Below are 26,950 nucleotides of genomic sequence, written 5' to 3' on the forward strand. Positions count from 1 at the left end.
ACCGACGTGCAGGCAGGGTGGGAGCATCTGCGAAAAGGAAAGGAGCACTGCTAGCGCTTCCTGATGGCCAGCAATTTCTCCCCTGCGGCTCTCAGGGTGGCCTCGCTTTTGGCGAAGTGGAAGCGGATCAGGTGATTCACCGGCTCGCGGAAGAAGCTCGATCCCGCCACCCCGGCGACGCCGATTTCCTTGATCAGCCACTCCGAGGCCTCGCTGTCATCGGCGAAGCCCAGGGAGGAGATGTCCATCATCACGAAGTAGCTGCCCTGTGGCTCGGTGAAGGGCAGGCCGAGCTGGCGGAGGTAGCTGAGGAAGACATCTTTCTTCGCCGCGTAGTGGTCACGCAGGCCGAGGTAGTAGCTGTCCGGCATCTCCAGCCCGGCGACCGCCGCCTCTTGCAAGGGCGCTGCAGCACCGACCGTGAGGAAGTCGTGGACCTTGCGTGCCTCGGCGATCACGCGTGCGGAGGCCTGGACGTAGCCGAGGCGCCAGCCGGTGATCGAGTAGGTCTTGGAAAGCGAGTTGCAGACGATGGTCCGCTCGAAGGCCCCTGGCAGCGCGGCCGTGTGGACGTGCTGGTGAGGCTCGAAGACAATATGCTCGTAGGGCTCGTCGGTGATGATGAAGGCATCGTGCTCCTCGGCGAGTTGCAGGATGTAGAGCAGCTCCTCGCGGGTGAAGACCTTGCCGGTGGGATTGGAGGGATTGCAGACGACGATGGCCTTCGGCTTCTGCTCGAAGGCCTTGGCAAGTTCCTCGCGGTCGAAGGAGAAGTCCGGCGGGCGGAGTGCAACGTAGATCGGCTCGGCGCCGGAGAGGATCGCATCCGCGGCGTAGTTTTCGTAGAAGGGGGAGAAAACCACCACCTTGTCGCCAGGATTGCAGGCAGTCATCATGGCGACCATCATCGCCTCCGTGCTGCCGCAAGTGACCACCAGGTGTTGGTCGGGATCGATGGCCAGACCACTGAAGCGGCTGATTTTGCGGGCCAGTGCCTCGCGGAAACGCGGCGCTCCCCAAGTGGTGGCATACTGGTGGTGCGGCCCGCGGGTGGCGCGTTCCAGCGCGGTGAGCAGTTCTTCCGGCGGATCGAAATCAGGGAAGCCCTGGGCCAGGTTGATGGCACCGTGACGGGTGGCCAGCCGCGTGGTCCCGCGGATCACGGACTCAGTGAAGGCGGACAGTCGGGTGGCGGTCGCGGGCATGGTTTGGTGAGCGGACTTCTGGATGAGGGGGAGCTGCTTGAACAGCCCGGAGCGGGTAATGCGGGTGAGGGCAGATAACAAAATTTCTAAACCGCCTGCCGGGGGGCCGACATCTCCATGATGGACCCGGACCTGGCGCGGTCTAAGCGCGCCAAGGCCAGCGACCACGGGGCCACCCAGCCACCCCAAGAACCCATGAAGACCCACCGGCTCCTCGCCGCGTTGTGCCTCGCTTCTTCTGGCGCGGCCCTCGCCCAAACGACCCAACACTACACCGACGCGACCGGAGAAATCGCGGTCGGCACCTTCCCCCACCTCGATATCAATGCCGTGGATGTCACGGTGGATGCGGCGGCGGCGAACATCACCTTCAAGATCAGCCTTCAAGGCAACCCCTCCAGCCCGAACTGGGGCAAGTACATGATCGGCATCCGCTCGAGCCCGGGTGGCACGACTACCAGCTGCGGCTGGGGCGGGCGGCCGATCTCGATGGCGGGCGGTATGACCCATTGGATCGGCTGCTGGATGGATGGCGGCACGGGGACGAATACCTATGTTTATAATGGTAGCTGGGTCGCTGGCACCGCCGGTGCGCTAAGCTCCGATGCCACTAGCCTGAGCGTGACTTTGCCGGTGACCGCCCTCGCACTCTCGCCGGGCGAGACCTTCTCCTTCGATGTCTATTCCAGTGGCGGCGGCGGTGGCGATACGGCGGTGGAAGCGCTTTCTGCCGCAACCCCATCAGCAACCGGCTGGGGTGCTGCCTACAGCACAGGTGCCGTCGGAGCGGCCACGAATCCGGCCCGGACTTTCACGATGCCGGGCTCACCGGACTACGCGACCTGGATCGATAGCTTCGGGCTCTTCGGCAACGATGCGCTGCCCGGCAACGACTACGATCATGATGGCCTGACCAATCAGCAGGAATTCGATCTCGATATCGAGGGCCTCAGCCCTGCGGTGGATGATTCCGATGGCGATGGCCTGAAGGACGGCGAGGAGACGCTCACCGGAATCTATGTGGACGCCACCCACACCGGCAGCAATCCGGTGGATGCCGACTCGGACGATGATGGCGAGACGGATGGCGACGAGGTGAAGTCCATCTCCGCGGCCTACGTGCGCGATCCGAATCACTACAACTATGCGAAGATCACGGTGCCCGGCACCTTCAATCTGCCGAATGCCTGGAACGAGACCGGCGCCAGCGTTCCCAGCAACGAGATGACGGTAGCGGGAACCAGTCTAACAGGTCAGTTCCAATACTCGCTGCTGCAGCGCATCGCCACTCCGAAGACGAGCATCACCTTCAAGTTCACCAACGGGGCCTGGGCCACGAACTGGGGCACAGGTGCTGCAGCAGGCAAGGCCGCGCTCAATGGTGGCAACATTGAACGCGTGGTGGATGCCAGCGGGATCTACCGGATCTCCTTCAATACCGCGACGCTGGACTACTCGGTCACCCGCGCGACCTTCCCGGATGCAACGGCCTACCTCGCGGCTTACGGCTTGGCAGCAGGAGCGGACCAGGATGCTGATGGTCGCAACAACGAGGCCGAGTTCACCGCCAATACCGATCCCTACAATGCGGACAGTGACGGCGACGGCCTGCCCGACAATACCGATCCCGAGCCGCTGGTGGTAGCGCCGGAATCACGGGAGGTGGTCTTCCAGGTGAACATGTCGGTGGCGATTAGCCAAGGGAACTTCAATGCGACGACCGGCGTGGTGCGGGTCGTCGGCCAATTCGAAGGCTGGAATACTTCCGGCGGTGTAGTGCTCAGCGATCCGAATGCGGATGGCATCTACACCGGCAGCTACACTGCCGCGGGCTTCGCCGGGATCTCCTTCGGCAACTACAAGTTCTTCATCGATGGCGGTCCGAATGGCGGCTACGAGACCAGTGCTGACCGGACCTTCAATCTCGGCCCGAACGCGCAGCAGCAGGTGCTGCCGGTGGTTTACTACAATGACGCCGCACCAGCGACCGGCTTCACCGCATGGATCGCGACTTTCCCCGGTCTCTCGGATACCTCGCGCGAGGGCGATCCGGATGGCGATGGGCTGAGCAACGAGAAGGAGTTCTTCTTCGGTAGCTCGCCTGCGGTTGGCAGCGGCAGCGCGGTCAGTGCGAGCAACAGTGCAAGCGGTATGGTGCTGCGCTGGCTGCAGCGGAGCAGCGGCGTGACCTACACACTCCAACAGAATGCCAGCCTTGCCGGGGAATGGACCACCAGTCCGGTGAACCCGGCGACCGCCAATGATCAATCCGGCGCACCTGCGGACTACACCCGCATGGAGGCCACCATCCCGGTCAGTGGCACGCGCAATTTCCTGCGCGTGAACGGTGCCGAGAACTGAGCCAAGAATCTCCTCCAGCCCTCCCACGAGAACCCCGGCCCGATAACTACGGCGGCCGGGGTTCTTTGCGTAAGGAGCGCACCTCGTGCTCCGCCGGCGGCCCTTATCTCTTCTTCTTCCTCGCCAGGCTTTCCTCGACCTGCCTGCGGGTAAGCTCCTGTCGGCTCGGATCACTGATCAGCGGCAATAAGGTTTGCGCGGCGTGGGTATCTCCAAAGTGTGCAGCCACGGAGCAGATCGTTGACAGGACCGCATCCCGTGCCGGACCCGCTTCGAGATTGGGGGCCATGGCGACCGCTTCCTTCGGCTCCTGGTAGTAGAGCAAGTCGAGCGCTTGGGCCGCCTCGGGGCGGTTGTGGGCAAGCGCCCATTCCAGAGCCTTGCGCGGGTTTTTCTGACCCCAGCTTCTAACCAATTCCTCGGCGTTTTCCCCGGGCATGTTGGCGATGTCGGCCTCCGCAAGATTGGCAGTCCACGCGGCGGGATCATCGCTCCATGGACGCTTGTCGCTGCCATCGTTGAGGCCCGGCACGGCCGTGGCGAGTTCGATACGCCATTGGGCGCGCTGCTCAGGATTGGCAAGACGGAGGGCATTCTCGGCGAAGAAACGCTGCGCCTCGGGAGTCTTGGCGGCGTGGAAGGCGGCGAGCCAGAGAGTGGGTTCGTTGGCCGCGGGATTGAAGATGCCGCGGAGCGACTCCAGAGCCTGCCGCTCGGAAGAGTCATTGCCGAGGGGGTTTTGATCGAGCCACGCGGCCAAGGCGGCGGGATCCGTCACCACCCAATCACGGATCAGGGAGCCGACGATGTAGAGCCTCTCCCGGCTCTCCGGCAGGGTCTCAAGAACGGCGGGCCGTTCCTCGGGCGAGAGCGTTTGGATATAGGCCCCCCAGACTTCAATCTGGAGCCCGGGCGGCACATCCTTGGTGATGAAGTCGGTCACCGCCGCGGGCTGCGACTTCGCGAGTTGGCGGACGATCTCTTGTGCTGCCTTGCTCCAGTTTCCGGCTAGGCCCTTCCATTCCTTCAGGAAGATGCGGGCTTGTGCCGGATCGGACTTGGAGAGTTGCGAGATCACCGATTGATAGACGCTGTCGCGTGATGAGGACGGTGGCAGCGTGTTCAGGTCCGCGATCATGTCCGCGGCATTCGTAGCGACATCGCCCTTGAGAGAAGAGGCACTGCCGACAGCTGAAATCCAGATCCGCGGGGTATTTAACAGGGGCTTCTGATCGATGGGATCCGGAGGACTGGTGGAGCGCTCCGCCTGCTTTGCGGGGGCGGGCGCGGGCGCGCTGGCGGCCCTTGCAGTCTTTTCCTCCCGTTGGCAGGAGGCGCAGGCCAACAGGAACAAGATGGGCAGGAGATGCGGTCTCATGGCTGCTTCATCAGGCGTTCGACAGCCGGGTCGAAGGGGGAAAAAGGCCTATCCTTGGACCGTCGGTTGTACTCCAGCCCCCAAGCCGCAGCGGCGGCTGCATCGCGTTGGCCCCAGCAGTTCCAAATGCCGAACATCATGCTGTAGCGATCCAATCCGTCCGTCTGTCGCGCGGCCCAATCGAGTAGCGCCTTCGGGTCGCGCTTGGCGAGTTCATCGCCGTTGGGAAGATCGTCGGGCTTCACCTCGTCGAGCAGTTCGTAGCCGCGAGGATCGTCGCGCTGGAGCAAAAGCGAGGCGGCCCAGCCAAGCGCTTGGCGCCGGTCATCGCCTTGCAGGCGTCGGCCCAGGGCTTCGATCTCCGGTTCGTTCACTGCGGCGTATTTCTCGCAGGCTTCTCGGATCAACCAATGCCGGATCTCCGGGGAATGAGTGAACTTCAGGGCACCCGCATAGTCGTGATCAAGCCACTCTGAATTGATGTAAGAATGGTTGCCATGGATGATCGCCAGCCGCTCGTAGGACTCGGGGAAGGAATCGATCCACGCGACCGCCGTATCGAAATTCGCGTCGGCTCGCGAGTTGAAGATTCCGCCAATGACCTTCACCCGCACCTCGCGTCCCGTTAGGATTTCCAGGAAACCTTCCGCCGCCGCAGGATCGCGGTCGGCCAGTGCAGGCACGGCCGTCCGGAAGAACTCCTTCCACTCCTGATGCTCCTTGACCCACTCCCAGGCCGCCTTCGGATCCTTCTTGGCGAGAGAGATGAACTCGTGGATGGCGGGACTGAGTTTGTCGTCCGGAGTCTTGGGCGCGCGCCGGTGCGAGACGCTGCGCTCCGCGCTTGGCGCGGTAGCGAGGGGTGGGGGAGAAGGAGACGGCGGTGGCGGGCGGTTGGCTTCCACTGCTGCCCAAGTGCCACCCCCGAGCACCACGACGGCAGCGAGGGGTAGCCAAGGCAGGGTGCCGGTGGCCGTTTTCTTCAGCGCCGCGGTTTGGGTCACGAAGTCCTTGGGGATCCTCGTGGTAGCCGGTGCCAGGCCTCCCGCCAGCCACATCGCGCAGGCCTCGCCGCTGTGGCTGTGGCCTTGCCGCTGGAGCAGCCCGCGGAGCTTCTCAAGCGCCCGGTGGCCGCGGCGCTGGGCGGCCTCTGGCGTGATACCCAAGCGGCGGGCGATCTGCTCATAGGCGAGCTTTTCGAAATGGTGGAGCAGCAGAATCTGGCGGTCTTTTTCCGGCAGGGCGGCCAGGGCGGAGTCCAGTTCGCGGGCACCTGCGTCTACTGCCGGGCCATTGTGCAGGCCCTGTGCTGCCACCGCCCGCTGGCGGTGGCGGGATTCGCCGCGGGCGAGGCGCGAGGACTCCAGCACCGCGGCGCGCTGCAACCATGCCGGGAGGCAGGGGATGTTTTTCAGCTGCCGGACTCGCCGCGACAGGGCGATGAAGACCTGCTGGGCCGCATCCTCCGCCAAGCCGGAGCCGCCCAAGCGCCGCCGGGTGACCGCCAGCACCAGAGGCAGGTGGCGCCGCACCAGCTCGGCGAAGGCCGGATCATCCCCGCTGGCCGCAAAGGCTGCCAGCAAGTCGGCGTCGTTTGCCGTGGTGGGTGACGATTCAAGTGAAGGGTGCATTTCACAGACTCCCTGCCGCAGAGCGGGAGAATCAGACAAAGCGGACGGAAAAAACAGGGAAGTTTTTCCCGCACCCTTACTTCTGCGCTGCCTTGGCGGCGGCCTCCTCTTCCACGCGCTTGCGGATCTTCTCGCGGCGGTCAGGATCGCCCACGTATTTCAGGAAGCTGCGCGCCATTTCCGCCTGACCTTGGTCCGCAGTAGTGATGCAGATCCAACCTAGGGCATTGTCCAACTCCTTGCCCGGCGTGAGCTTGGGCAGCAGGGCGAGCGCCTCCTGCGGCTCTTGGGAATAGAGTTTTTCGAGCGCAGTGGCAGCCTCCGGCCGGCCTTGTTCCAAGGCCCACTCCAGGGCGCGGCGCGGCTGTTTTTCCGCCCATGCCTGCACCAGCTGCTCCGCGACCGCAGCGGGGAGGGCCATGGCCTCCGCGGGGTCCAGCCCGGCAGCATAGGCAGCGGGATCCTGCTTGCTCCTCGCATCGCGGGCCAAGCCAGCCACTGCCGGATCCGCCTCCGCCAGTTCGTTCATGAGCGCACCCGCTGGCTCCGCTCCGGCCCCCGCGAGCGCTTGCCGCGCCAGGAAGGCACGCGCCTCCGGAGTCGACGCCAGACGCAGCGCCGCCAGCCAACTTTCCCCCGACATGGGCGGAGGCGACATCCGATCGAGGCTGAAGAAGACATGAGGCTCCGCGAGGATCGCGAGTTCCGTTTGGTCCTTTCCCGCCGCGAAGCCGTCCAGCCAAGCCACGGCAGCCTGCGGGTCCTCCCGCAGCCAGTCCGATACCAAGTCCCCGACGATCCACAGCTTCTGGCGGCTTTCGACAATTTGATCCAAGTAGGCCAAGCGCTCCTTCGCAGGAATCTCCCAAAGGCAGGAGCCCCAGATCTCGCTCCGCAGGCCGGGAGGCACATCCACCGTGACGAAACCCATCAGCTCATCTGATTTGGATTTGGCGTAGCCGATCGCCACCGTAGCAGCAGCGTCCTTCCACGCTCCGTTCGCAGCATCCGTCCACTCCTTGAGCAGCGCGCGGGCCTGCGCAGGATCACCCTTTGCCAGCTCGCGGATCACTTGGCCGATGGCCGCATCGCGCATCGAGGAAAGCGGTAGTTTGCGGATCTCCGCCAAGGCCGCTGCGGCTTCGTCTGCGGAGAGATTGGACTTCACCCAGATTTCCCCGCTGGTCCGGATCAGGAATTCCGGGGTCCGAACCACGAAGGTGTTGTAGGCATCATTCGTTCCCACGCTGGAACTCGTAGCCGGTGGCAAGGATGTCTGCGTCTTCGCAGGCTTCCCGGCTGGCACCGCGGCTTTCTCTTCCCAGCACGCGGCCATGGCCAGCAGCGGGATCAGCGGCAAGATGGCGGAGGCTCTCATGGCGATGCCGGAGTCATCAGGCGTTGGGTCACGGGGTCTTGAGGCGTCAGGGTGATACCAGCGACTCCGCCCTTGCGGTTCGCCTCCAGTGCCCAAGCGGCGGCAGCAGGGGCATCCTCGAACGACCAGTCCCGCCAGAGGTTCATCACCAGACTATGGCGCTCCGCCCCATCCTTTTGCGTGGCGATCCAGTCCAAGAACTGCCGCGGATCGCGGAGCTCCCTGCCCACGGCAGGGAAGATGGAAAAGGAATCGGCGAACTTGATCTCATCCAGGATCTGGTAGGCCTGCGGGTCATTGCGCTCCAGCCGCATCATGGCCACGTGAGCCAGCGCGGCGCGGCGGTCATCGCCCTGCAATTCGCCGGCGACGCTTTCGATCAGGCCTTCGTCCCACTTGCGCGACTTGAAGAAGGTTTCCCGGATCAGCCATTCCCGCACTTCCGGCGAGCGCGCGAGCTTGAGAGCACCCGGGTAGTCGTAGTCCCGCCCGTTCTCACTGTGGAAGTAGACGCCGGAGTGGAAGACTCCTCTCCTCTCGTATTCCTCCGGAAACGAATCCACCCAGGCGATGGCGGACGCGAAGTTGTCCCGCGCGCGCGAGTAGAAGATCCCGCCGATGATGGCCGTGCGTTCGGTCGTTCCCTCCACCACCTCGAGTAGTCGTTCCGCCGCGCGCAGGTCACGATCCGCCAGATGCCATGCCGCCTGGCCCAGGAAGTACTGGGGGCCTTCTGAAATCCACCGCGACTCCATGGGTCCGGCCGGGCGCGCTTTCGCCCATTCCCAGGCGTCCTTGGAATCGAGTTTCGCCCGGGTGATGAATTCGCGGAAGTCCTCCGCCAATTGCTCGTCCGCCACGCTATAGCGGGGCTTGCGGACTTCGCCGCGCGGCAACATCGCGGTGGATGGTGCCGCGGGCGGTACGACGGCAGGATGGGGAGGAGCCGGAGGGCGGGTCACCTGCACGGCAAGCGCCGCTGCACCCACCACGGCGAAGCCGGCGAGCAGGGGCAGCCCCGGCACGCCGAAGGAAGCGGGCTTCTTGATGGCCAGCACCCGCTCGGTGAAGCGCCCCGGCACCTCCGTGCTGAGCGGGGCAAGCCCTGCCGCCAGCCACATACTACAGGCAGCCTCATTCTCCCGCCGCCTCAGCAACCCCGCCAGGCGGGCCAGCGCACGGTGCCCGCGGCGTTGGGCCGCCGCTGCCGTGATGTGCATGCGCCGGGCAATTTCGGTGTAACCGAGCCGTTCGAAGTGGTGGAGGAGGAGGATCTCGCGATCGCGCCCGGGCAGCGAGGCCAGCGCCTCATCCAGATCCGGCCCGGCAGCCATGCCGGAATCGGGCTGTGCCGCCTGTGAAGCGCGGCGGCGGTGCCGGGCCTCGCGGCGAATGATGGTGGTCGCCTCATAAACCGTCACCCTGTGCAGCCAAGCTGCCAGACAGGGAATCGAGCGGAGCTTCTGCGCCCGCCGGGCCATGGCGATGAATGCCTGCTGTGCCGCGTCCTCCGCGAAGCCGGAGTCTCCCAAGCGGCGGCGCGCGATCGCAAAAACCAAGGGGCTGTGGCGGCGGACCAGTTCGGCGAAGGCCGCCTCTTCGCCGCTGCCAGCGAAGCGCGCCAAGAGTTCGGAATCCGTGGCCAATCCGGCCGGTGAATCGATCGAAGCCTGCATCTTTTCCGATTTACCGGCACTCACTCGGAAAATCAGACAACAGGGCTGCAGAAAAATCAGGAAAAGTTTTCTTCCGCGGTTTGCTCGCCCTTCAGGTGGCTGGTCCCTTTTGCGGCGCAGCCCCGAAGGCAAGGCACGTCAGATGAGAAGGAGCCATCTCTCTTCAAGCGATGACCTCCTTCACGATCCGCGAGGACTTGGTCACGTTGGAGAGCCGCTGGTCGAGGCCTTGGAAGGGATAGGTCAGCTTCTTGTGGTCGAAGCCGAGCATGGTCATGAGCGTGGCGTGGAAGTCGTGGGCGCTGACCTTGTTCATCGCGGCCTCGTAGCCGACAGGATCAGTCTCGCCGTAGCTGAGGCCACCCTTGGCCCCGCCGCCGGCCATCCACAGCGTGTAGGCACCCGGGCTGTGGTCGCGGCCGACGAAGGGCATCTCGACGCCGCCGCGGTTTTCGCGCATCGGCGTGCGGCCGAATTCGCCGCTCCAGACGACCAGGGTTTCATCGAGCAGACCGCGCTGCTTGAGATCCTTGATCAGGGCCGCGATCGGACGGTCGATCTGGTTGCACTTGCTGACGAAGCCCTGCTTGAGGTCCGTCCCCTTGTCGGTGCCATGGGAGTCCCAGCCCCAGTCGAAGAGCTGGATGTAGCGGACCCCGCGCTCGGCCAGGCGGCGGGCCAGCAGGCAGTTATTGGCGAAGGATTCTTCGCCGGGCTTGGTGCCGTAGAGCTGGTGGATCGACTCTGGCTCCTGCTTCAGGTCGAAGGCATCCGAGGCATGGATCTGCATGCGGAAGGCCATCTCATACTGGGCGATGCGGGTGACCGTCTCCGGATCGCCTGTCTCGGTGGCGACGCGTTGGTTGAGGTCGTTCAGTGCATCGAGCGTACGGCGGCGCAGTGCCTGCGAGACGCCATCGGGATTGGAGAGATACAGCACCGGTTCGCCGCGCGAGCGGCACTGCACGCCCTGATAAACGCTCGGTAGATAGCCCGCGCCCCACACCGACTTGCCAGCATCGGGGTTGTTACCGCCGGAAGTCAGCACAATGAAGCCGGGCAGATTCGAATTCTCCGAGCCAAGCCCGTAAGTGGACCAAGCGCCGATCGAGGGCGAGCCGAGGATCTGGTTGCCGGTGTGGAGGAGCAACTGTGCCGGGGCGTGGTTGAACTGGTCCGTCCACATCGACTTGATGAAGCAGACATCGTCGATGACCTGCTCGAACTGTGGCAAGCGGTCGGAGATCCACTGGCCGCTCTTGCCCGCCTGATGGAAAGGGAACTGTGAGCCGAGCATCTTCGGCACGCCCTGGATGAAGGCGAACTGCTTGCCTTCGAGGAATTCCTTCGGGCACTCCTTGCCATCGAGCTTCGCGAGCTCCGGCTTGTAGTCGAAGAGCTCGAGCTGGCTCGGCGAGCCCGCCATGTGGAGGAAGATCACCCGCTTCGCCTTGGCCGCGAAGTTCGGCAAGTCTGGCAGCAGCGGATTCGCGGGATCTTTCTGCAAGGGCGCCCCCTGGCCTTGGGAAGCGAACCACAGGGCTCCGAGCCCCATCGAGCAGTTCTGCAAGAAGTGCCGGCGCGTGTGGTGCTGGGCACGCTCGATGTGGAGTTGTTGGAACAAGTTCATCGGTTCAGCGCGATGTCGGAGTTAAGAAGGGTGTTGGCGACTAGGACCATTGCGGCTTCATCCGCACTGGGGCCCAGCTTGGCGGATTCCGCGGGCGTTTGCTCGTAATCCGCCTTCGCCGCGGTGTGGAGCTTGGCAAGCGTGTCGATGACCGGCTGTGGCGCGTCTTCGAGCGTGATCAGCTTGTAGCCAGCGGCGATTCGTTCGGCGGGCGTACTGCCAGCCATCCGCTTGGCGAAGGCCTGGGCGAGTTCGATGTAGGCCGGGTCGTTGAGCGTGACCAAGGCCTGCAGCGGAGTGTTGGTGGAGATCCGGCGTGCCGAGCAAACATCCCGCGTCGGAGCATCGAAGGTCAGGAAGGCGGGGTAGCCGCTGGTTCGCTTGGAGTAGGTATAGATCCCGCGGCGGTAGCGGTCTTCACCTTGGGAGGTATTCCACTTTTCGCCATTGTAAACGGACTTCCAGATGCCATCCGGCTGCGGCGGGAAGACCGGCGGGCCGAATTGCTTGGTGGAAAGCAGGCCGGACACGAGCAGCGCTTGGTCGCGCACCATCTCCGCGGTGAGCCGCAAACGCGGGCCGCGGGCAATGAGCTGGTTCTTGGGATCGCGGGCGACCAGATCTGGAGCGGCCTTCGAGGCCTGGCGGTACGAGGCGGATAGTACCAGCTCACGCAGGAAGGGCTTGATGTGCCAAGTGTGATGCTTCTGCAGGCGCAGGGCGAGATGATCGAGCAGCGGCTGATTGGACGGCGGCAGGCCGGAGCTGCCGAAGTCCTCCTGCGTTTCCACGATCCCAACCCCGAAGAGCTCGGCCCACAGGCGATTGGCGAGCACCCGGGCCGCCAGCGGATTGCTGTCGCCGACGATCCACTGCGCCATGTCGAGGCGGTTCAGATTGTCCTTCTTCTCCGGCGGTCCGGTGATCGCGGGAATGGCGGGTTGCACCGAGTGATCGCGGGTCATGCGGTTGCCGCGGATGAAGACCCGCGTGTCGCGCGTGGCCTTGCCGATCCGTTCCTGCATCACCGGAATGCCCTTGCCGGGGATGCCCCCGAGCTCCTGTTGCTTCTGCTGCTGCTCCTGCCAGCGGGTGGCGCGCTCCGGGGTGCGGACGAAGTCGTTGAGCTTCGCTTCATCCGTCAGCGAGATCTTGAAGCGGTTCAGCACGCAGGACTGGTTTTCGCCATTGCACACCGCGCCATGGCGGATGCGGACCTCAAGTTGATCGCCCTCTCCGGCAACCACCGGGCCATCGGGCACGAACCAACCACGGCGCGGGCCGCGCAGCATCGGGAAGTCACCGAAGCCGGGTACGCCATCGCGGATTGCTTCATTCGGATCAAAAGGACCGGCCATGAAGTCGGCGACCACTTCCTTGAACTTCACCGGCGTCCGCGAGCCATCCGCCTTCACCAGATCCACCTCCAGCTTCGAGACCATCGCGCCGCGCTCGGCCCAGTCCTTCGGGTTATCGCTCTTCGGCAGGATATCGAGCTGCAGCGTGGCGAAGGACTTCGCCGGTCCTGTTAAAGTGTAAACCGCGCCGGTGGGGTTGGTGCCGGAGGCAAGGATGATGCCGTCGGATTGCGGTGTGAGCACGCCCTCCGGCCCGCTCGACTTGGCGGAAGTGGTGATGAAGACCTGCCAGTTGCCCAACTGATCCGCGACAGTCAGGCCTTCGTCATTGATCGCGGAGCGCAGGGCCCGCGTTGCCTTCTCCAACCTCACCACATCAGCCTGTTTCGCCGCATCGTCCGCCACCTTGGTGCGCGGGAACTCGTTGTTCAGGTCCACGTCCTCCGTGTTGTTGAAGAAGGCCATGAACTTGTAATAATCGTCGTGCGGGAAGGGATCGTAGGGGTGTGAGTGGCACTGGATGCAGCCGAAGGTGGTGGCATTCCACGCCGTCCAAGTGGTGTTGGTCCGGTCCATCACCGCGGCCAGACGGTATTCCTCATCGTCGGTCCCGCCCTCGGTGTTGTTCTGGGTGTTGCGGTGGAAGCCGGTGGCAATCAGGTCGCCGGCTTCCGGGTTGTCTAACAAATCACCCGCGAGCTGCTTGATCGTGAACTGATCGAAGGGCATGTCCGCGTTGAAGGCGCGGATCACCCAATCGCGGAAGGGCCAGATGTCGCGGTGCGGATCCTTCTCGAAGCCGGTGGTGTCCGAGTAACGCGCGAGGTCGAGCCACATCGCCGCCCAGCGCTCACCGAATTGTGGTGATGCCAGCAGCCGGTCGACTGCAGCTTCCATCGCCGCCTGCGGATTGGCTGCCGCTGCTTGCTGGAAGGCGGTCCACTCCTCGGGGGAGGGCGGTAGTCCGATCAGATCCAGCGAAACCCGGCGGAACCACTCGGCGGGAGATGCTTCCGGGGCAGGGGACAGCTTGAGTGCTTCCAGCTTCGCGAGCACAAGTTTGTCGAGGTCCTGCTTCGGCCAAGCGGTATTCTGCAAGCTTGGCACTGGTGGTTCCTCCGGCTTCTGGAAGGACCAATGCTCACCCCACTTCGCGCCCTCCTTGACCCAGCGCTCGAGCAGCTCGACCTGCTGCGGCTCGAGGCCATGCGGATGCTCCTTCGGCGGCGGCATTTTTTCTTCCGGGTCGTTGCTCTTGATCCGGTGCACCAGTTCGGAGGCAGCAGGATCGCCGGGCACCACCACCACCTTGCCGGACTCGCCTTTGCCCAGCGCTTCTTCGCGGTAGATGAAAGACACCTCGCTGGCCTGCTTCACCCCGCCATGGCAGGTGGTGCAGTTCTTGTTGAGGATCGGCCGGATGTCGCGGTTGAAGTCGACCGGTTCCACCGCTTGGAGGGACAGGTTTGACAGGGCAATAATGGGAAGAACGCGGCGCATCGCTTGGGGCACATCATACGCGGGAATCCCTCAATCTCTCACCGTCCCCGCTTGGACGATCATGGTAATTCTTGTGGATTTTGGTAAGAAAGTCACCGAAATGGGTGACGGATGAGCGAGCGAGTCTGGAATATCTGGTCGCAGCAGGTGCGGTCCCGGCTCGGCACCCTGGTCGAAATCGGTGAGGTCCGGAATTCATCCGGACGCATGAGTCGCTTCCGCTACCTGCGGCGCCACGCGCTCGTCGTGATTACCCGCGGCGAGGGTCACTACGAGGACGAGCACGGGCGTGAACGGAGTATCGCGGTGGGCGATTGGATCCTGGTGTTTCCCGAACTGGGTCACTGCTATGGGCCGCAGCGGCCGGGTGGCTGGGACGAGATCTACGTGATGTTTGAGGGACCGGTTTTTGAAAGTTGGCGACAGCAGCGCTTGCTTGATCCGGAGGTGCCGACTGGTCACTTGGGCAATCCGGAGGCTTGGCTGGAAGAGTTCTGGTGTGGGGTGCTCGACGAAACCTCGGGCCCGCTCACCCGGCTCTGCGCTTTCCAGTCGCTGCTCGCTGCAGCAATCGAAGGCGCCAATCCGCAGATGTCAGCGGTGGCTTCGGGACCTGCTTGGTTTGCAGATGCCTGCCGCCTGCTGGCACGTCCAGACTCCAGTGCAGAGCATGCAGCGAAGGAACTGGGCATCCACTACGAGACCTTCCGCCGTGCCTTCCGCGCCCATGCCGGCGTGCCTCCCCACAAGTATCACCGCCAGCAATTGATCAATCTCGCGGCCCGCATGCTCGACTCCACCGACCTGAAGTCCGCGGAGATCGCACGCACCCTCGGCTTCTGCGACGAGGCTTACTTTTCCCGCGTCTTCAAGAAGGTCACCGGCCGCTCGCCGCGGGAGTATCGGAGCCGGCAGGAGTCACGCTGAGATGCAGTCCTTCACAGGACACAAAAAAGCCGGACCCTTTCGGATCCGGCTTTTGAAATAAGTTGGGAACGCCGGGCTTTACTGCTCGGTGCCGTTCTTCGCGGTCTGCTCCATCTGCTCGATCTTCTTGCGCAGGCCGTCGATCTCTTGGGTCTTGGTAGCGACCATTTGCTTCAGGCCGTTCTGCGTGTCGAGGGCGGAGGCGAGCTGGCCGTTCACTTCCTTGAGCTCGGTTTCCACCTTGTTGCGGGCCAGTTCAGCCTTCTCGCGGGCGGTCGAGGCTTCCTGGATCGCGGAGCTGGCCTTGGCGGCCTGGTCCTTCACGGCTTGGATCTCGGCGGCCAGCGGCTGAAGGGTGCCGCGGAGTTGTGCGGACTCCTTCTGCAGGCTGCCGAGCGCGTCGCGGGTAGCGGCGAGTTCGGTGCGGGTCGCCTCGAGGTTTTTCTCGGCGACTGCCTTGGAATCCATCAAGCCAGCGGCTTCGTTGCGAGCGGTCTGGAGCTGCTCGTTGGCGGCGGTCAGGTTCTTGGTGAGCGTGTCGCGCTCGTGCTGCACCTTGGCCAGCGTCTCAACTTGCTGCTTCGAGGTGTTGCGGAGGTCCTCGAGGCTGGCGGTCGCCGTGTCACGGGCGGCCTTCAGGTCAGCGAGTTCCTGCTTCAGCGCCACGCGCTCGGCGGGGGCTTGCAGTTCGCCACGGACATCAGCAAGGCCTTCCTTCAGGGTGGCCATCTCCTTCATCGCTACGGCGACTTCGTCGCGGAAGGTCGCGAGCTTCGCGAATGCTTCCTCGCCGGCACCGAGCTTCTTCTCGAGCACTGCCACCTTGTCCTTCCACTGCCAGACCTCGTGGTTGGATTGCTCCAGTTGCTTGCGCAGGTCGGCGAGTTGGATTTCGAGCTGCTGCTTCGCTTCGCGGATCGCAGCGGTCTCCTTGAGGGCGGTGTCACGTTCGCCAGCTACGCTGGCGGCTTCTTTGCGGGCTTCCGCAATGGCGGTTTGCATCGCGGCAATCTCGTCAGCCTTGCTCGCCACAACTTCCTGCGCGGCGGGGGCTTCGGGTGCCTGTTGTTGGGCGGGGGCTTCCTGGGCCACGGCAAGCGGGCTCAGGGCAAGGGCGAGACTCATCCAGATTGGGGTCGAAATACGCTTCATAGAATACAAACGGTGAGTTTCAGGTTCTGTTCGTCGGTTCCATCGATAACGGCTACTCTACACGACGGAAAGCGATAATTAATCAAAGTTAAGCAAAGCCGTTCGTTTTATTTCTACTCGCGCCGCCACGCCGGGCAAGCGCCAAGAACTGGGGCGGAATGGTCACCACTGACACTCAAGCGTCAGCGTCATGCAAAAGATCCGGGCGATTGGCGCGCGTGCGCTCCAACGCCTTCTCTTTCTTCCATGTCGCGATCTTCGCGTGATGTCCGGAGATCAGCACATCGGGCACTTTCAAGCCGCGGAAATCGATCGGCCGGGTGTAGGCCGGTGCTTCGAGCAGATTCGGATCGGAGAAGGATTCATCCTGATGCGAACGCTCGTCGCCCAAGGCACCGGGTAGCAATCGCACCAATGCATCCGTGACCACCGCGGCGGCGATCGCACCGTTGGTCAGCACGTAGTCACCGATCGAAAGCTCAAGATCGACCAACTCTTCGATCACGCGGTGATCCACGCCCTCATAGTGACCGCAGAGCAGGATCAGATGTTTCTCTTCCGAGAGCTCACGGGCGATGGCCTGCTTGAAGACCCGGCCTTGCGGAGTCATCAGGATCACCTTCGTCTCTGGTGTTTTCAGTTCCTCGATCGCGGCGAAGATCGGCCCCGGCATCATCAGCATTCCCTGTCCGCCACCGCAGAGCGTATCGTCGGTGCGGCGGTGTTTGTCCGTGGCCCAGTCGCGGATGTTGTGCGCCTGGATCTCCACCAGTCCCGCGGCGCGAGCGCGTTGGATGATGCTCTCGCTCAGCGGCGCGAGCGCGATCTCGGGGAAGAGGGTCAGGATATCGATGCGCATCAGCCGTTCAGAGCGTCACTTTTGCTCCGAGCAGAGTTTGCCGCAGCAGATGGCGGTGGCAATGCTTCTCATCCTCCGCGCAATGGCAGAGCAGCGTGATGGTCTGCTGGCGCGCGAGATACTTGAGTATCCGCAGCAGCCCCTTCTGCCCGTGGTTCTTCACCGTGTGATTGCGCTCATCCGCGCCACCGTCCAGCCACAGCTCGCGACCGTATTCGCGGGAGAACTTCGCCCAAGTGATCTCTCCTGCGAGGAATTGCTTCAACAAGTCCTCACTCGGCCCGAGGCTCGGGAGCCACAAATCGTAGCGACTCTTCGGCACGCGATGGCCGCGAAATCTCGCCACCAATACCCGCAGGCCGTCCTTGGCCTCGGGCGGCGTGGAGATCGACTTCGTGTTGATCCCTCCCTTGGACATGAGCTGGGAAGCTATCTTGAGTTCGCCATTACCGCAATGATCACGATCACCAGGATCACCAGCAGTGTGACGAAGGCGATCTTCCACGGGCTTAGCGGGAAGCGCGCATAGGTCGCACCGGTTACGGCATTCACTGCCCCTTGCCAGGTCTTGCCGCGGTACTGGTAGGCCAGCAGCCAGATGGGAACGAGGATGTGTTTGAAAGTCTTGTCGGAGAATTCCGGGGAGATGTTGAGGTTGCGGTAGGTATCGCCGGGCACCTCATGCCCGCACATCTCCCGCAGCATGGCCTCCATGGTGCCGAAGCCGTTGCGCGCGGCATCCATCAGCGGGACTTGGTAGTGCTCGACCTGCCAGCCGGAGACATAGCGCGTCTCGTAGGGCACCAGATCCTTGGTCGGGAAGGGCTCCAGCTTGATCAGCAAGCCGATATCGAGACCGCGAGAGCCGGAAACCACGACGTCGTCGAACCATGTCGAAACGTGCCCACTCGCGGGCCGCCACTTCACTCGACGCTCCTGGCGGGTCACGGTCCTACCATTGGCATCACGGTCGGTGACGGTCACCCAGTAATAGGTGCCGCTCTCCGCGGTCCACGGGCATTCGGCGGAGGCATCGAAGGTCCAGTACGGCAGATAGACGCGATTGATGCGATCGACGAGGTTGCGACGCTTCAGATCGTTCGGCGCGAACCAACGCTCGCCGAGGAACTTCTTCAGTGAGTGGTAGGCGGTCTCCTTCGAAACCACCGCGGGGAGCAGCGACTCCGGTTTGATCGGACTATGGATGTCCGTGTAGTCCAGTAGCTCGGGCGAACCGCAGAAGTCGCAGTGCTGGGCCACGGTATCCGCCGAGCGCACCAGTACGGCGTGGCAGTTGGTGCACTGCACGCGGCGGGTGGCGGTATCGACCTCGCTGGCCTTGTCGCCCAAATCCGCAAGCGTCTGGTCAAGGTCGTGCTCGATGATCGAGCCAACCAGGGGTGGTGGCCCGACGCGCGGGAAGTGCGTGCCGCAGTAAGGGCAAACGAGTTCCTTCTTGCCGGGGTCCCACTCGCCCTTGCCGCCGCACTCCGGGCAGACATGTCGCTCCAGCGAACGAACCTCCGCCGCCACGCCGCGGTCCCCCGGCAGGGGCGGCGGCATGCGTTTGGTCGGTACCTCGATCGGCGCTTGGCTCGCGTCCGGAAGCTCCGGTGACTCTGGGGTCTCCATGGTGTGGTGCCGGGGTGGTCCCACCCCAGCATCAAGCTTTCACCGTCAGTTTGTTCAGTGGGCGAGGAAGGCATCCAGCGCTGCGCGCGTCACGCGATAGCTGGAGCCGATCTTCTTGGCGGCCAGATTGCCGGACTCGATTTCCGTCATCACGTCCGCTTCGGAAACCCCGAGCATGCACGCGACCGTGGGCGGATCCAGTACATCAGGATTCGCCGGTGCGGCAGCAGCAGCGGCAGGTGCACCGCCCGGCAGCGGCGGCGGAGCCCCGCCACCGGTGAGTCCACCTTGCTGCATCAGCTCCTTGGCCACGGCGAAACCGACCGCCAGTTCGCTGGCGGTGCCCGCGGCACCACCACCGCCGCCGGCAGCCATACCCTGCGCCATCTGGTACTTCACGTAGTCGTTGAGGTTGCCGATCGCGGACATCGCCGAGCGCTTGTCGATCGCCTCTTCCACTTCCGGCGGAACGCTGACGTTCTCGACGACGAAGGAAGCGACCTCGATCCCGTACTTTGCGGAGATCACCGGATTGATCAGCGGCAACAGCGCATCGCCGAGATCGGTGTAGCGCGTCGCCACATCGAAGACCGGCACGTGCGCGCTGGCCAAGGCATCGGAGAAAATACTCACGATCCGCGAGCGCATCGTGTCGCCGAATTCATCCACGCGGAAGTCGTGATCCGAGCCGGCCACTTCCTTCAGGAAGGTCTGCACGTTCACCACCTTGAAGTCGTAGGTCCCGTAGGCCCGCGCGCGGACGATGCCCAGATCGGCGTCGCGCAGCATGATCGGGTTCGCGGTGCCCCACTTGTTGCCGGTGAAGAGCCGGGTATTGACGAAATAGACGTCCGCCTTGAAGGGACTCTGGAAGCCGTACTTCCAACCCTTGATGCGGGTCAGCACCGGGATGTTGTCGGTAGTGAGCGTGTGCTTGCCCGGACCGAAGGTATCCCCGAACTGGCCGAGATAGAGGAACTGCGCGGTCTGGCTCTCACGCACGATGAGCTGGGCTCCATTCTTGATCGCCTTGTCATCGTCCGGATAACGCCAGGCGATGGTGTCGCGTGAATCGTCCTGCCACTCGATGATCTCGAGAAGCTCGCCCTTGATGAAGTCCATGAGTCCCATAGCGCGGAGGTAGTTGGTTCGCTACCATCCTGATTCCGAAACTCCGCAAGATTCAATGAGAATCCCGAGGCGATTTCGGAAGCGCTTGGAGGGAAAATCAGTTAACCACCTGATAGACGATCCGCAGGAAACGCTGGCCCTCGGTGCGGGTGACCCGAAAACCGCCGGGGATCTCGGCGACGCCAGCGGTGGTCCAGTTGCTCAGATCGCTTGAGGTCTGTGCGAAGCGGATCACGCCCGGCGGTGCAGGCGGCACGGCCAATTCCAGAGTCTCCGCGCCCAGAACCGGAACCACGTGTGGCTGTGAGGCTACATCAGCTGGCGAGGTGCCGAAGGTGTATTCAGCCGCATTGTCCCAGCCGTCGCCATCCAGATCATCTCCGGGGCCGGCCGCAGGATCTTCCGGGTCCACGAAGGTGGAAATCCAAGCGGTGTAGGCCGATGTGATCACCAGTGTGCCGCTCGCGCTACCGCTGTATCCGGGTGAAGTGACAGTAGCCGCCACCTCGTAGGTGCCGGCATTAACCGGAGGCTCGGATGAGCCATTGTAAGTCAGCGCGACGGTTACCCCGGAAGGAGCGGTGGAGACTCCGGCGGCTTTCGGCAGGCCATCGTAGGTGTTTACCAGATTCGAAAGAGTGATGGTCACCGGGTGGACGGTGGCATCCGCGATATCGAGCGTGACCGACGACGGTGCCAGAGGAGCAAAACCGGCCGCGGCGGAAGGAATCGAAAGCACGATCGATTCCGGCCCTTCTACCAAGCCGTCCTGGGCAGCGGTAAGCGCGAACGAGGCACTGGTCTGGCCAATCGGTAGAGTGAGGGTCAAGGCGCCATCGAGATCCGCCGCATTGCCGCTGCCGCTTGTATCCAAGCTTACGCTGACCGGCTGGGCCAGTGGTAGCGGCGTGGAAAGGGTCAGCAGAACAGGCGTCGCCGGCGTGTCTTCCGCAAGCGTGATCCCGGAAGCGATCAGCGAGAGGAAGGGCCGGAAGGGATCCGAAACAGAGTTGGCGAACTTCACGTCATCGACATTCCATCCGGAGAGGACCGTGGCACTGTTGTGAACCAGCCGCCAACGAAAGGCCACGGAGGAACCCGCCCAGCTAGCCGGCAAAGCGACGCGGGAGGTGACAAAGGCCCCGGAGGTCCCAGTCCAGACCTCGCGACCGTGCAGCGCTGAGCTGGAATTCGAACGGATGGTGTCGTTGTAGTCGCCGGCTTGAACCGTGGTGTTCGCGGAGGTGAAGAGATCGAACCATGCTCCGCCGTTGAGCGAGGCCTCGACCACTCCGCCATCGGAGCGGGATTCAAGCTCGTAGCGATGCTTGAACTCCAGGGTGCCGCCTTGCGGCCCGATGATAAGAGAGGGCGAGACCAGAAGGGCTTCGCCATTCGGGCTGACGGAAGGAGAGAAGGCGGAATTCGGGGCGGTATTCGAGCGATTGGTCGAAATGACCCAAGCGCTACCGGCCCCGGAGGTCGACTGGCTCCAGCCCGCGGGTAGGCTTGAAGAAGCGTCGAAATGTTCGTCGAGCGGGGTGCTTCCCAAGGTCAGCGTGAGCGGCAGGGTCGCCGAGTAGCCGGTGGCGCTGACGTTCAAATTAAGGTTCAGGATCTGGCCCGCTACTCCGGCAAGGGCAAAGGTAAAGAGCTGCTCGGAGGAAGCCCCGGTAGCGAGCGTACCGTAGCTCTTGGTGCCGCTGAAGACCGTGGAGCCACCCGGCACGGAGAGCGTGGCCGAGAGCGCGGAAGCCGGGAGATTGCCGTTGTTCGCGAGCGTGATGCCGAGGCGAATGGTTTCGCCGGGATCCGGGAAACCGTTGGCACCGCTGTTCGACTCCGCATCGAGCCGGGTGGAGGCGATCGAGATCTTGGGCGCATTCGCGAGCAGCACTTCCATCCGGTAGAGTTGGGCGCGGTCATTCGCGCCGCCACGTACGCGGATGTAGTGGGTGCCTGAAGCGGGAAGCTGGAAGGTGCTGATGGTCTCCGTGAGGCCCGCGGCTTGGCTTGGGGCGGCAGTTTCCACCGTGCTGCCATTACTAGCCAAGAGGTCCAGCACCAGATCCTGCTGGTTGGTGGGATCAAAGGCGGTGCCGGCGCTGCAAGTGCCATCAAAATTTTGGGCACCTTCCGGATAGGAGTTGTTGATCGGATCGGCGGGAAGGATGGGATCCGAAGGAATGATCCGCACCGTGACCTGCTGCTGATCGGTGGCGGAGAAGGAATAGAAGTCGATGTCGCTGTTATCGTCGATGCTTAGCCATTGCCAGGATGAGGTGGTGCCGGGGGTCAACGCGATCGGCGTGGCATTGGCGGCGCTGTCGTTGTTGCGGACCGCGTCATGGGCTTCCAGCGGATCACCATAGTTCCGCTGGTGGGAGTAGATGTCGTCGAACTGGCAACCGCGGAAGCCGAGGTTGATTTTGGGCTCCATCAGCTTGGTCTGATTGACCGGACAGACGTGGGCGAGACCAAGGGCATGGCCGATCTCGTGCTCGAGGATATTCCGCAGACGGATCGAGGTATTCGCGGTGCTCTCGATAATGCTGTCGCCGGTATCAACCACCACATCCCCGGCATCTGGATAGTAGGCGTAGGCGAGGACGCTGCCGTTGACGTTATCGCCTTCTCCGTCGATCAAGTGCCCGCTCAGGCGGATGTCACCGCGGGTTCCCTGGACACCCCAGTTGGAACCGTTGCTCGAGCCGGTGATGCTAACCCCATCGTCATTCGGTTCATAGACAAAGTGCAGGCCGGAGATCGCCGCCAGATTGTCGAAGACGGCTTGGAAGACCGCGAACCACGGCTGTGCGGTGGGGTCGCCGCTGGCGTTGCCGCCATAGATTGACGTCATTCGCGCGCGCAGACTGCTGGCGTCGGAAGATTCGCCGGTCTCGCTGGCAGGGATTGGGGTGCCGTCCGGAACAATACTCCAGGTGAGAGTGACCGGCAGGCCTTGGGTGTTTTGGCCGGTGCCATCGACGGCGGTGCGGGTCCAGCGGTCGGCGACTTGCAGCGATTGCAGGCTCAGGCCGGATGCTTGGGCGATCCGCTGCTCGACCCGCAGGTAGGCATGGACGATTGCGGGCGGGGTATCCGGCGACCAGCATTGCACGCGCGGAGTCTCCGAGGTCGCAAGCTGGGCCGCGTAATTCGCCAAGCGGTCGTGATACTGCTTCGGGAGTCCGGGGAAGCTGCCGATACTGGCAAGAATCTCTTCCAGCGCCGCCAGCTTGCGGGCTTGGATCTCCTCCTTGCTGGCGGTGGTCGCCACTTCGGGCGATTCTTTGGAATCTCGGTGAACGGCGCGCGGGATCTTCCGGAAGGAATCTTCCGGGGCCGGCACTGCTGACAATTCATCGCATGCCAGTTCGCTGGAGGAGCGGACGGGTAGCGGACGGTCGGAGACTTTGGCTGCGGCAGGGGCCGGGTCAGCAGAAGAGGAGTGCTGCTGGATCGTCGCGATCCAAACCCCACCGAGAAGCGCCACCAGCAAGGCCAGTGGTAATTTGGTTCTCTTCACTTTTCATCTAAAGTGCCTGAACCAGAGTTTGTCGCAAGCTGGGAATTTGGACCGGGAAGGCTGGCACGGCCCTTAATTCGCCACCTCGTAGGCGACCCGGAGGAAGCGCTGCTGGCCATCCCGCGCCACTTGAAAGCCACCGTTGATCGGCACAACCCCGGTGGTGGTCCAGATCGTGAGGTCACTGGAGGTCTCGACGAAGCGGGTGATCCCTGGCGGGGCGGGCGGCACCATCAATTGCACCGCGTCCGGCGTCACCACCGGCACTAGTTGCGGCACGGAACTTGCATCCACCGGCGAGGTGCCGAAGGTATACTCCGCGGCATTGTCCCAGCCGTCGCGATCGATATCCCCGCTGGCGAGCCCCGCTGCGCCCTCTGAGCCAGGGAAAGCGGCAATCCAAGACGCATAGGAGGAGGCAATCACCAGGGTGCCAGTGGAGCTCCCGGAGAAGCCAGGGGCGGTCACCGTGGCTACCACCGCGTAGCTGCCGGCGTTCACCGGCGGCGTGGCGGAGCCGTTGTAGGTCACCGTCACTGCGAGATCGGCGGGACTGGTTCTCACCGTCGCGGATTTCGCGGTCCCATCGAAGATCGCGACGAGTTTGGACAGGCTGACGGTCGCTGGCACCCCGGGTGGATCCTCGAGGTTCAATTCCACTCGGTAGGGCTCGTACTGCGCATATTCCGAGGTCCAGCCGGGAACGGTGAGCGTTAAGGTCTCGTGACCTTCCGCCACTCCATCGGCGATCGCCGAGAGCTGGCTGCTGACGCTGGTTTGGCCGGCGGGCAGGCTTAGGACGAGCGGTCCGCTTACATCATCTGCATTTCCGCTTCCGCTCAGGTCCAAGCCCACGGTGACAGGCTGCGTGAGCGGTAGCGGCGTGGAAAGGGTCAAGGTTACCGCTGGACCTCCTTCGGTCAGGGTGCCACCAGAGCTGGTAAGCGAGAGGTAGGGCTGGAAAGTGGAAGTGAAGTAGCTGATCGAGGACAACTTCACGTCGTCCAAATTGTAGCCCACCACTGCCCTGAAATTGTTGTGCACCACGCGCCAGCGCAGCGTGAGGTTCTGGTTGGCCCAGAAGGTGGGGAACTGGACGCGGGTGCTAATGAAGCCGGTCGAACTGCCCGTCCAGGCCTTGCGGCCGCTGATGGAAGAATACTGCGGAGGTGCCTCGATCGTGCCGGTGTAGTTCCCCGCCAGCACCGTCACGTCCGGCGAGTTCAGGAGGTCGAACCACAAGTCGCTGTAAACTCCCTGGATCTTCGCTTCCAGCACTGCGCCATCGAGCTTGTCGTCCAGGTCGAAGCGATGGGCGAACTCCAGGATGCCGGCCGGCGGGATGGGCACCGTGGGTGACATCAGTGTTGCGTCGCCATTCCGCTCCACCGCGGGCGCGAAGGCCGAGCCCGGCGGACCCTTGGCGAAGTTGTCGGAAACGGTCCACGGCGCGGCTTGCTGCGTCACCGATTGGCTCCAGCCGAAGGGCAGGCTGCCGATGGTGTCGAAATGCTCATCCAAGGATGTATTTGCCAGCATCGTCCCGAGCGTGAAGGTGAGGGGAAGAGTCGACGAGTAGCCGCTGCCGCTCAGCGCAAGCTGCAACGTCTTCACCTCCCCGGCATTGCCGCTCAGGGCGAAGGTGAAGAGTTGCTCGGCGGAAGTACCCGCGGCGATGCTGCCGTAGCTCTTCGTTCCTGCGAAGATGGTCGTGCCGGTCGGCCCGGTGAGCGTGGCGTTCAGATTGTTGATCGCGGCGTTGCCATTGTTTGCGAGGGTGATCCCCAGCCGGATGGTTTCACCCGAATCCACGGACTGATATCCAACGGCATTGGATTCGGTCTCCAAACGGGTGGAGGAGATCACCACGTCCGGGCTCTGTGGTGCCGTTCCGAGTAAGGCCTCCATGCGGTAGAGCTGTGCGCGATCCGCCGTGCCGCCGCGGACCCGGATATAGAAGGTGCCTGGCGCAGGCAGTTGGAAATCGACGATTTCCTCGGTCTGGCCAGCCGGGCGGCTGCTTGCGGAAGCCACCACCGTGCCGCTGCCATTCAGCAGGTCGAGCACCAGATCCTGCTGGTTGGTGGGATCGAAGGGACTGCCGGTGCTACAGGTCGCTTGTGGCCCCTCCAGATAGGCGTTGACCGTGGGGTTGGTCGGCAGGATCGGGTCGGAGGGTATGATGCGGACCGTGATCTTGTTCTGGCTGGCGGCGTTGAAGGAATAGAGGTCGCTGTCCGAGTTGTCGTCGATGCTGAGCCATTGCCAGGAGGCGGTCGTGTTGAGCGTCAGGCCGAGCGGAGCGGCGGTCGCCATGCTGTCGTTGTTGTTCATCCCCGGGCGGACTTCGAGCATGTCGCCGTAGTGGCGTTGGAAGGTGTAGATGTCGTCGAACTGGGAGCCTCGGAAGGCGGAGGTGACGTAAGGCTCCATCAGCTTGGTCTCGTTGACCGGGCAGACGTGGGCGAGGCCGAGCGCATGACCGAGCTCGTGCTCCAGCACGTTGCGCAGCCGGATCGAGGTGTTGGTGATCGTGCTGAAGAAGCTGTCGTTGGTGTCGATCACCACGTCGCCGTTGTCGGGATAGTAGGCGTAGGCGAGAATCCCGCTGTTGCCGTCGATCGAATGTCCGCTGATCCGGATGTCGCCACGCACTCCCACGATCCCGGGATTGGCGGCTGAGGCGACAGCGGCACCGTCGTCATTCGGCTCATAGACGAAGCGCAGTCCGGTATTGGCTGCGATGTTGTCGAAGGTGGTCTGAAAGGTGGCGAACCACGGTTGGGCGCTGGGATTGCCAGTGGCACTGCCGCCGTAGATCGCCGTCAGCCGCGAGCGCAAGTTGCTGGGGGCGACCGGTTCTCCCGCGCCCGTGCCGGAGATCGCGGTGCCATCCGCCACGATGCTCCACCGGATCGTCACCGGCGTTCCTTGGAGGCTTTGGCCACTGCCATTGGTCGCGGTCTGTGACCAGTGGTTGCCGAGCTGGAAGGCCTGGACCTGCATCCCTGCTGCCTGCTGGATCTTCTGCTCCACCCGCATGTAGGCGTGAACGATCTCCGGAGGCGTACCCGGGCCCCAGCATTGGACGCGCGGAGCCTCGGCGGTGGCGAGCTGGGCGGCGTAGGCGGCCAGGCGCTCGTGATGTTCCTCCGGTAGGCCGGGAAAGCTACCGATACTGGCCAGGATATCCTCCAGAGCCTCCTGCTTGCGCGCCTTAAGCTCCTCGGCACTGAGCGGGCCTGCGGGTTCAGGGCCATCGGGCAGGCGGCGGTGAGCGGCGCGGGGCAGCTTGGCAAAGTCATTCGCGGTATCTCCGGGGCTGGCTGTGGCTTCGTCCGCTGCGTCTGGCTCCGGAGATAGGACGGCTGGGGAACGCAGGCCCACCTTGGCCGGAGACGTGGCGGGGGCAGAGGATGACCCGGGTTTTCGGGTCACGCCGATCAGGGCGCCGCAGAAGAGCGCAAGCACGAGGGCCAGAGATAGGGTGGGCAGCTTCACTTATCAATTTTAGGAACTGAAAATGAGCGAGTCGCAAGCCGACACTTCCAGCGTTAGTTGGACTACCGGGCGGGTTTGGCCGCCCCAGGTTGGGGACAATCG

The 26,950-nt window shown here is 63.5% G+C and carries 16 protein-coding genes; 2 read left to right on the forward strand and 14 right to left on the reverse strand.

Annotation, left to right across the window (positions count from 1 at the left end; translation table 11 throughout):
* Positions 1–50: 50 nt before the first annotated feature.
* Positions 51–1,205, reverse strand: a complete 1,155-nt coding sequence (locus BV071_RS18880; protein ID WP_035610808.1) for an aminotransferase class I/II-fold pyridoxal phosphate-dependent enzyme — start codon at positions 1,203–1,205, stop codon at positions 51–53.
* A gap of 195 nt (positions 1,206–1,400) precedes the next feature.
* Here BV071_RS18880 and BV071_RS18885 point away from each other — a divergent pair, with 195 nt between their 5' ends.
* Complete coding sequence (locus BV071_RS18885) at positions 1,401–3,566, forward strand: hypothetical protein (protein ID WP_265594607.1); 2,166 nt, start codon at positions 1,401–1,403, stop codon at positions 3,564–3,566.
* Between the two features lie 103 nt (positions 3,567–3,669).
* Here BV071_RS18885 and BV071_RS18890 read toward each other — a convergent pair whose 3' ends face one another.
* From BV071_RS18890 to BV071_RS18915, 6 genes are all read right to left on the reverse strand, one after another.
* Complete coding sequence (locus BV071_RS18890; RefSeq protein WP_035610650.1) at positions 3,670–4,944, reverse strand: hypothetical protein; 1,275 nt, start codon at positions 4,942–4,944, stop codon at positions 3,670–3,672.
* Positions 4,941–6,575, reverse strand: a complete 1,635-nt coding sequence (locus tag BV071_RS18895) for a sigma-70 family RNA polymerase sigma factor (protein WP_035610652.1) — start codon at positions 6,573–6,575, stop codon at positions 4,941–4,943. The genes BV071_RS18890 and BV071_RS18895 overlap by 4 nt, the downstream gene beginning before the upstream one ends.
* A 76-nt stretch (positions 6,576–6,651) precedes the next feature.
* The gene (locus BV071_RS18900; RefSeq protein WP_035610654.1) at positions 6,652–7,953 is read right to left on the reverse strand and encodes a hypothetical protein; all 1,302 of its coding nucleotides are present in this window, start codon (positions 7,951–7,953) and stop codon (positions 6,652–6,654) included.
* The gene (locus BV071_RS33265; RefSeq protein WP_052573564.1) at positions 7,950–9,629 is read right to left on the reverse strand and encodes a sigma-70 family RNA polymerase sigma factor; all 1,680 of its coding nucleotides are present in this window, start codon (positions 9,627–9,629) and stop codon (positions 7,950–7,952) included. Before BV071_RS33265 ends, BV071_RS18900 begins: the two co-directional genes overlap by 4 nt.
* A 163-nt stretch (positions 9,630–9,792) precedes the next feature.
* Positions 9,793–11,259: a DUF1501 domain-containing protein gene (locus BV071_RS18910; RefSeq protein WP_035610656.1), complete on the reverse strand. Its 1,467-nt coding sequence runs from the start codon at positions 11,257–11,259 to the stop codon at positions 9,793–9,795.
* Entirely contained in the window at positions 11,256–14,117 is a 2,862-nt protein-coding gene (locus BV071_RS18915; RefSeq protein WP_052573567.1) for a PSD1 and planctomycete cytochrome C domain-containing protein, read from the reverse strand. Before BV071_RS18915 ends, BV071_RS18910 begins: the two co-directional genes overlap by 4 nt.
* A 207-nt stretch (positions 14,118–14,324) precedes the next feature.
* Between BV071_RS18915 and BV071_RS18920 the strand changes: the two genes are divergently transcribed.
* The gene (locus tag BV071_RS18920; RefSeq protein WP_265594608.1) at positions 14,325–15,044 is read left to right on the forward strand and encodes an AraC family transcriptional regulator; all 720 of its coding nucleotides are present in this window, start codon (positions 14,325–14,327) and stop codon (positions 15,042–15,044) included.
* A 78-nt stretch (positions 15,045–15,122) separates the two neighbouring features.
* Here the strand turns inward: BV071_RS18920 and BV071_RS18925 are convergent, their stop codons facing one another.
* The 7 genes from BV071_RS18925 to BV071_RS18955 all read right to left on the reverse strand — a co-directional run bounded on the left by BV071_RS18925 (position 15,123) and on the right by BV071_RS18955 (position 26,848).
* Complete coding sequence (locus BV071_RS18925) at positions 15,123–16,169, reverse strand: hypothetical protein (protein WP_265594609.1); 1,047 nt, start codon at positions 16,167–16,169, stop codon at positions 15,123–15,125.
* Between the two features lie 202 nt (positions 16,170–16,371).
* Positions 16,372–17,055 (reverse strand): tRNA (guanosine(37)-N1)-methyltransferase TrmD, encoded by a 684-nt coding sequence (gene trmD, locus BV071_RS18930; RefSeq protein ID WP_035610662.1) that lies wholly within the window; start codon positions 17,053–17,055, stop codon positions 16,372–16,374.
* 7 nt (positions 17,056–17,062) lie between these two features.
* Positions 17,063–17,473, reverse strand: a complete 411-nt coding sequence (locus BV071_RS18935; RefSeq protein WP_035610664.1) for a DUF488 family protein — start codon at positions 17,471–17,473, stop codon at positions 17,063–17,065.
* Positions 17,474–17,484: 11 nt separating this feature from the next.
* Entirely contained in the window at positions 17,485–18,711 is a 1,227-nt protein-coding gene (locus BV071_RS18940; protein WP_265594610.1) for a zinc ribbon domain-containing protein, read from the reverse strand.
* Between the two features lie 30 nt (positions 18,712–18,741).
* Positions 18,742–19,818 (reverse strand): SPFH and helix-turn-helix domain-containing protein, encoded by a 1,077-nt coding sequence (locus BV071_RS18945; RefSeq protein WP_035610666.1) that lies wholly within the window; start codon positions 19,816–19,818, stop codon positions 18,742–18,744.
* A gap of 97 nt (positions 19,819–19,915) precedes the next feature.
* Positions 19,916–23,347, reverse strand: a complete 3,432-nt coding sequence (locus BV071_RS18950) for an MBG domain-containing protein (protein WP_265594611.1) — start codon at positions 23,345–23,347, stop codon at positions 19,916–19,918.
* A 72-nt stretch (positions 23,348–23,419) separates the two neighbouring features.
* A complete protein-coding gene (locus BV071_RS18955; protein ID WP_035610670.1) occupies positions 23,420–26,848 on the reverse strand; it encodes an MBG domain-containing protein in 3,429 nt (1,142 codons plus the stop codon).
* Positions 26,849–26,950: the final 102 nt, after the last annotated feature.

The sequence above is a fragment of the Haloferula sp. BvORR071 genome (assembly GCF_000739615.1).
Taxonomy (GTDB): Bacteria; Verrucomicrobiota; Verrucomicrobiia; order Verrucomicrobiales; family Akkermansiaceae; genus Haloferula.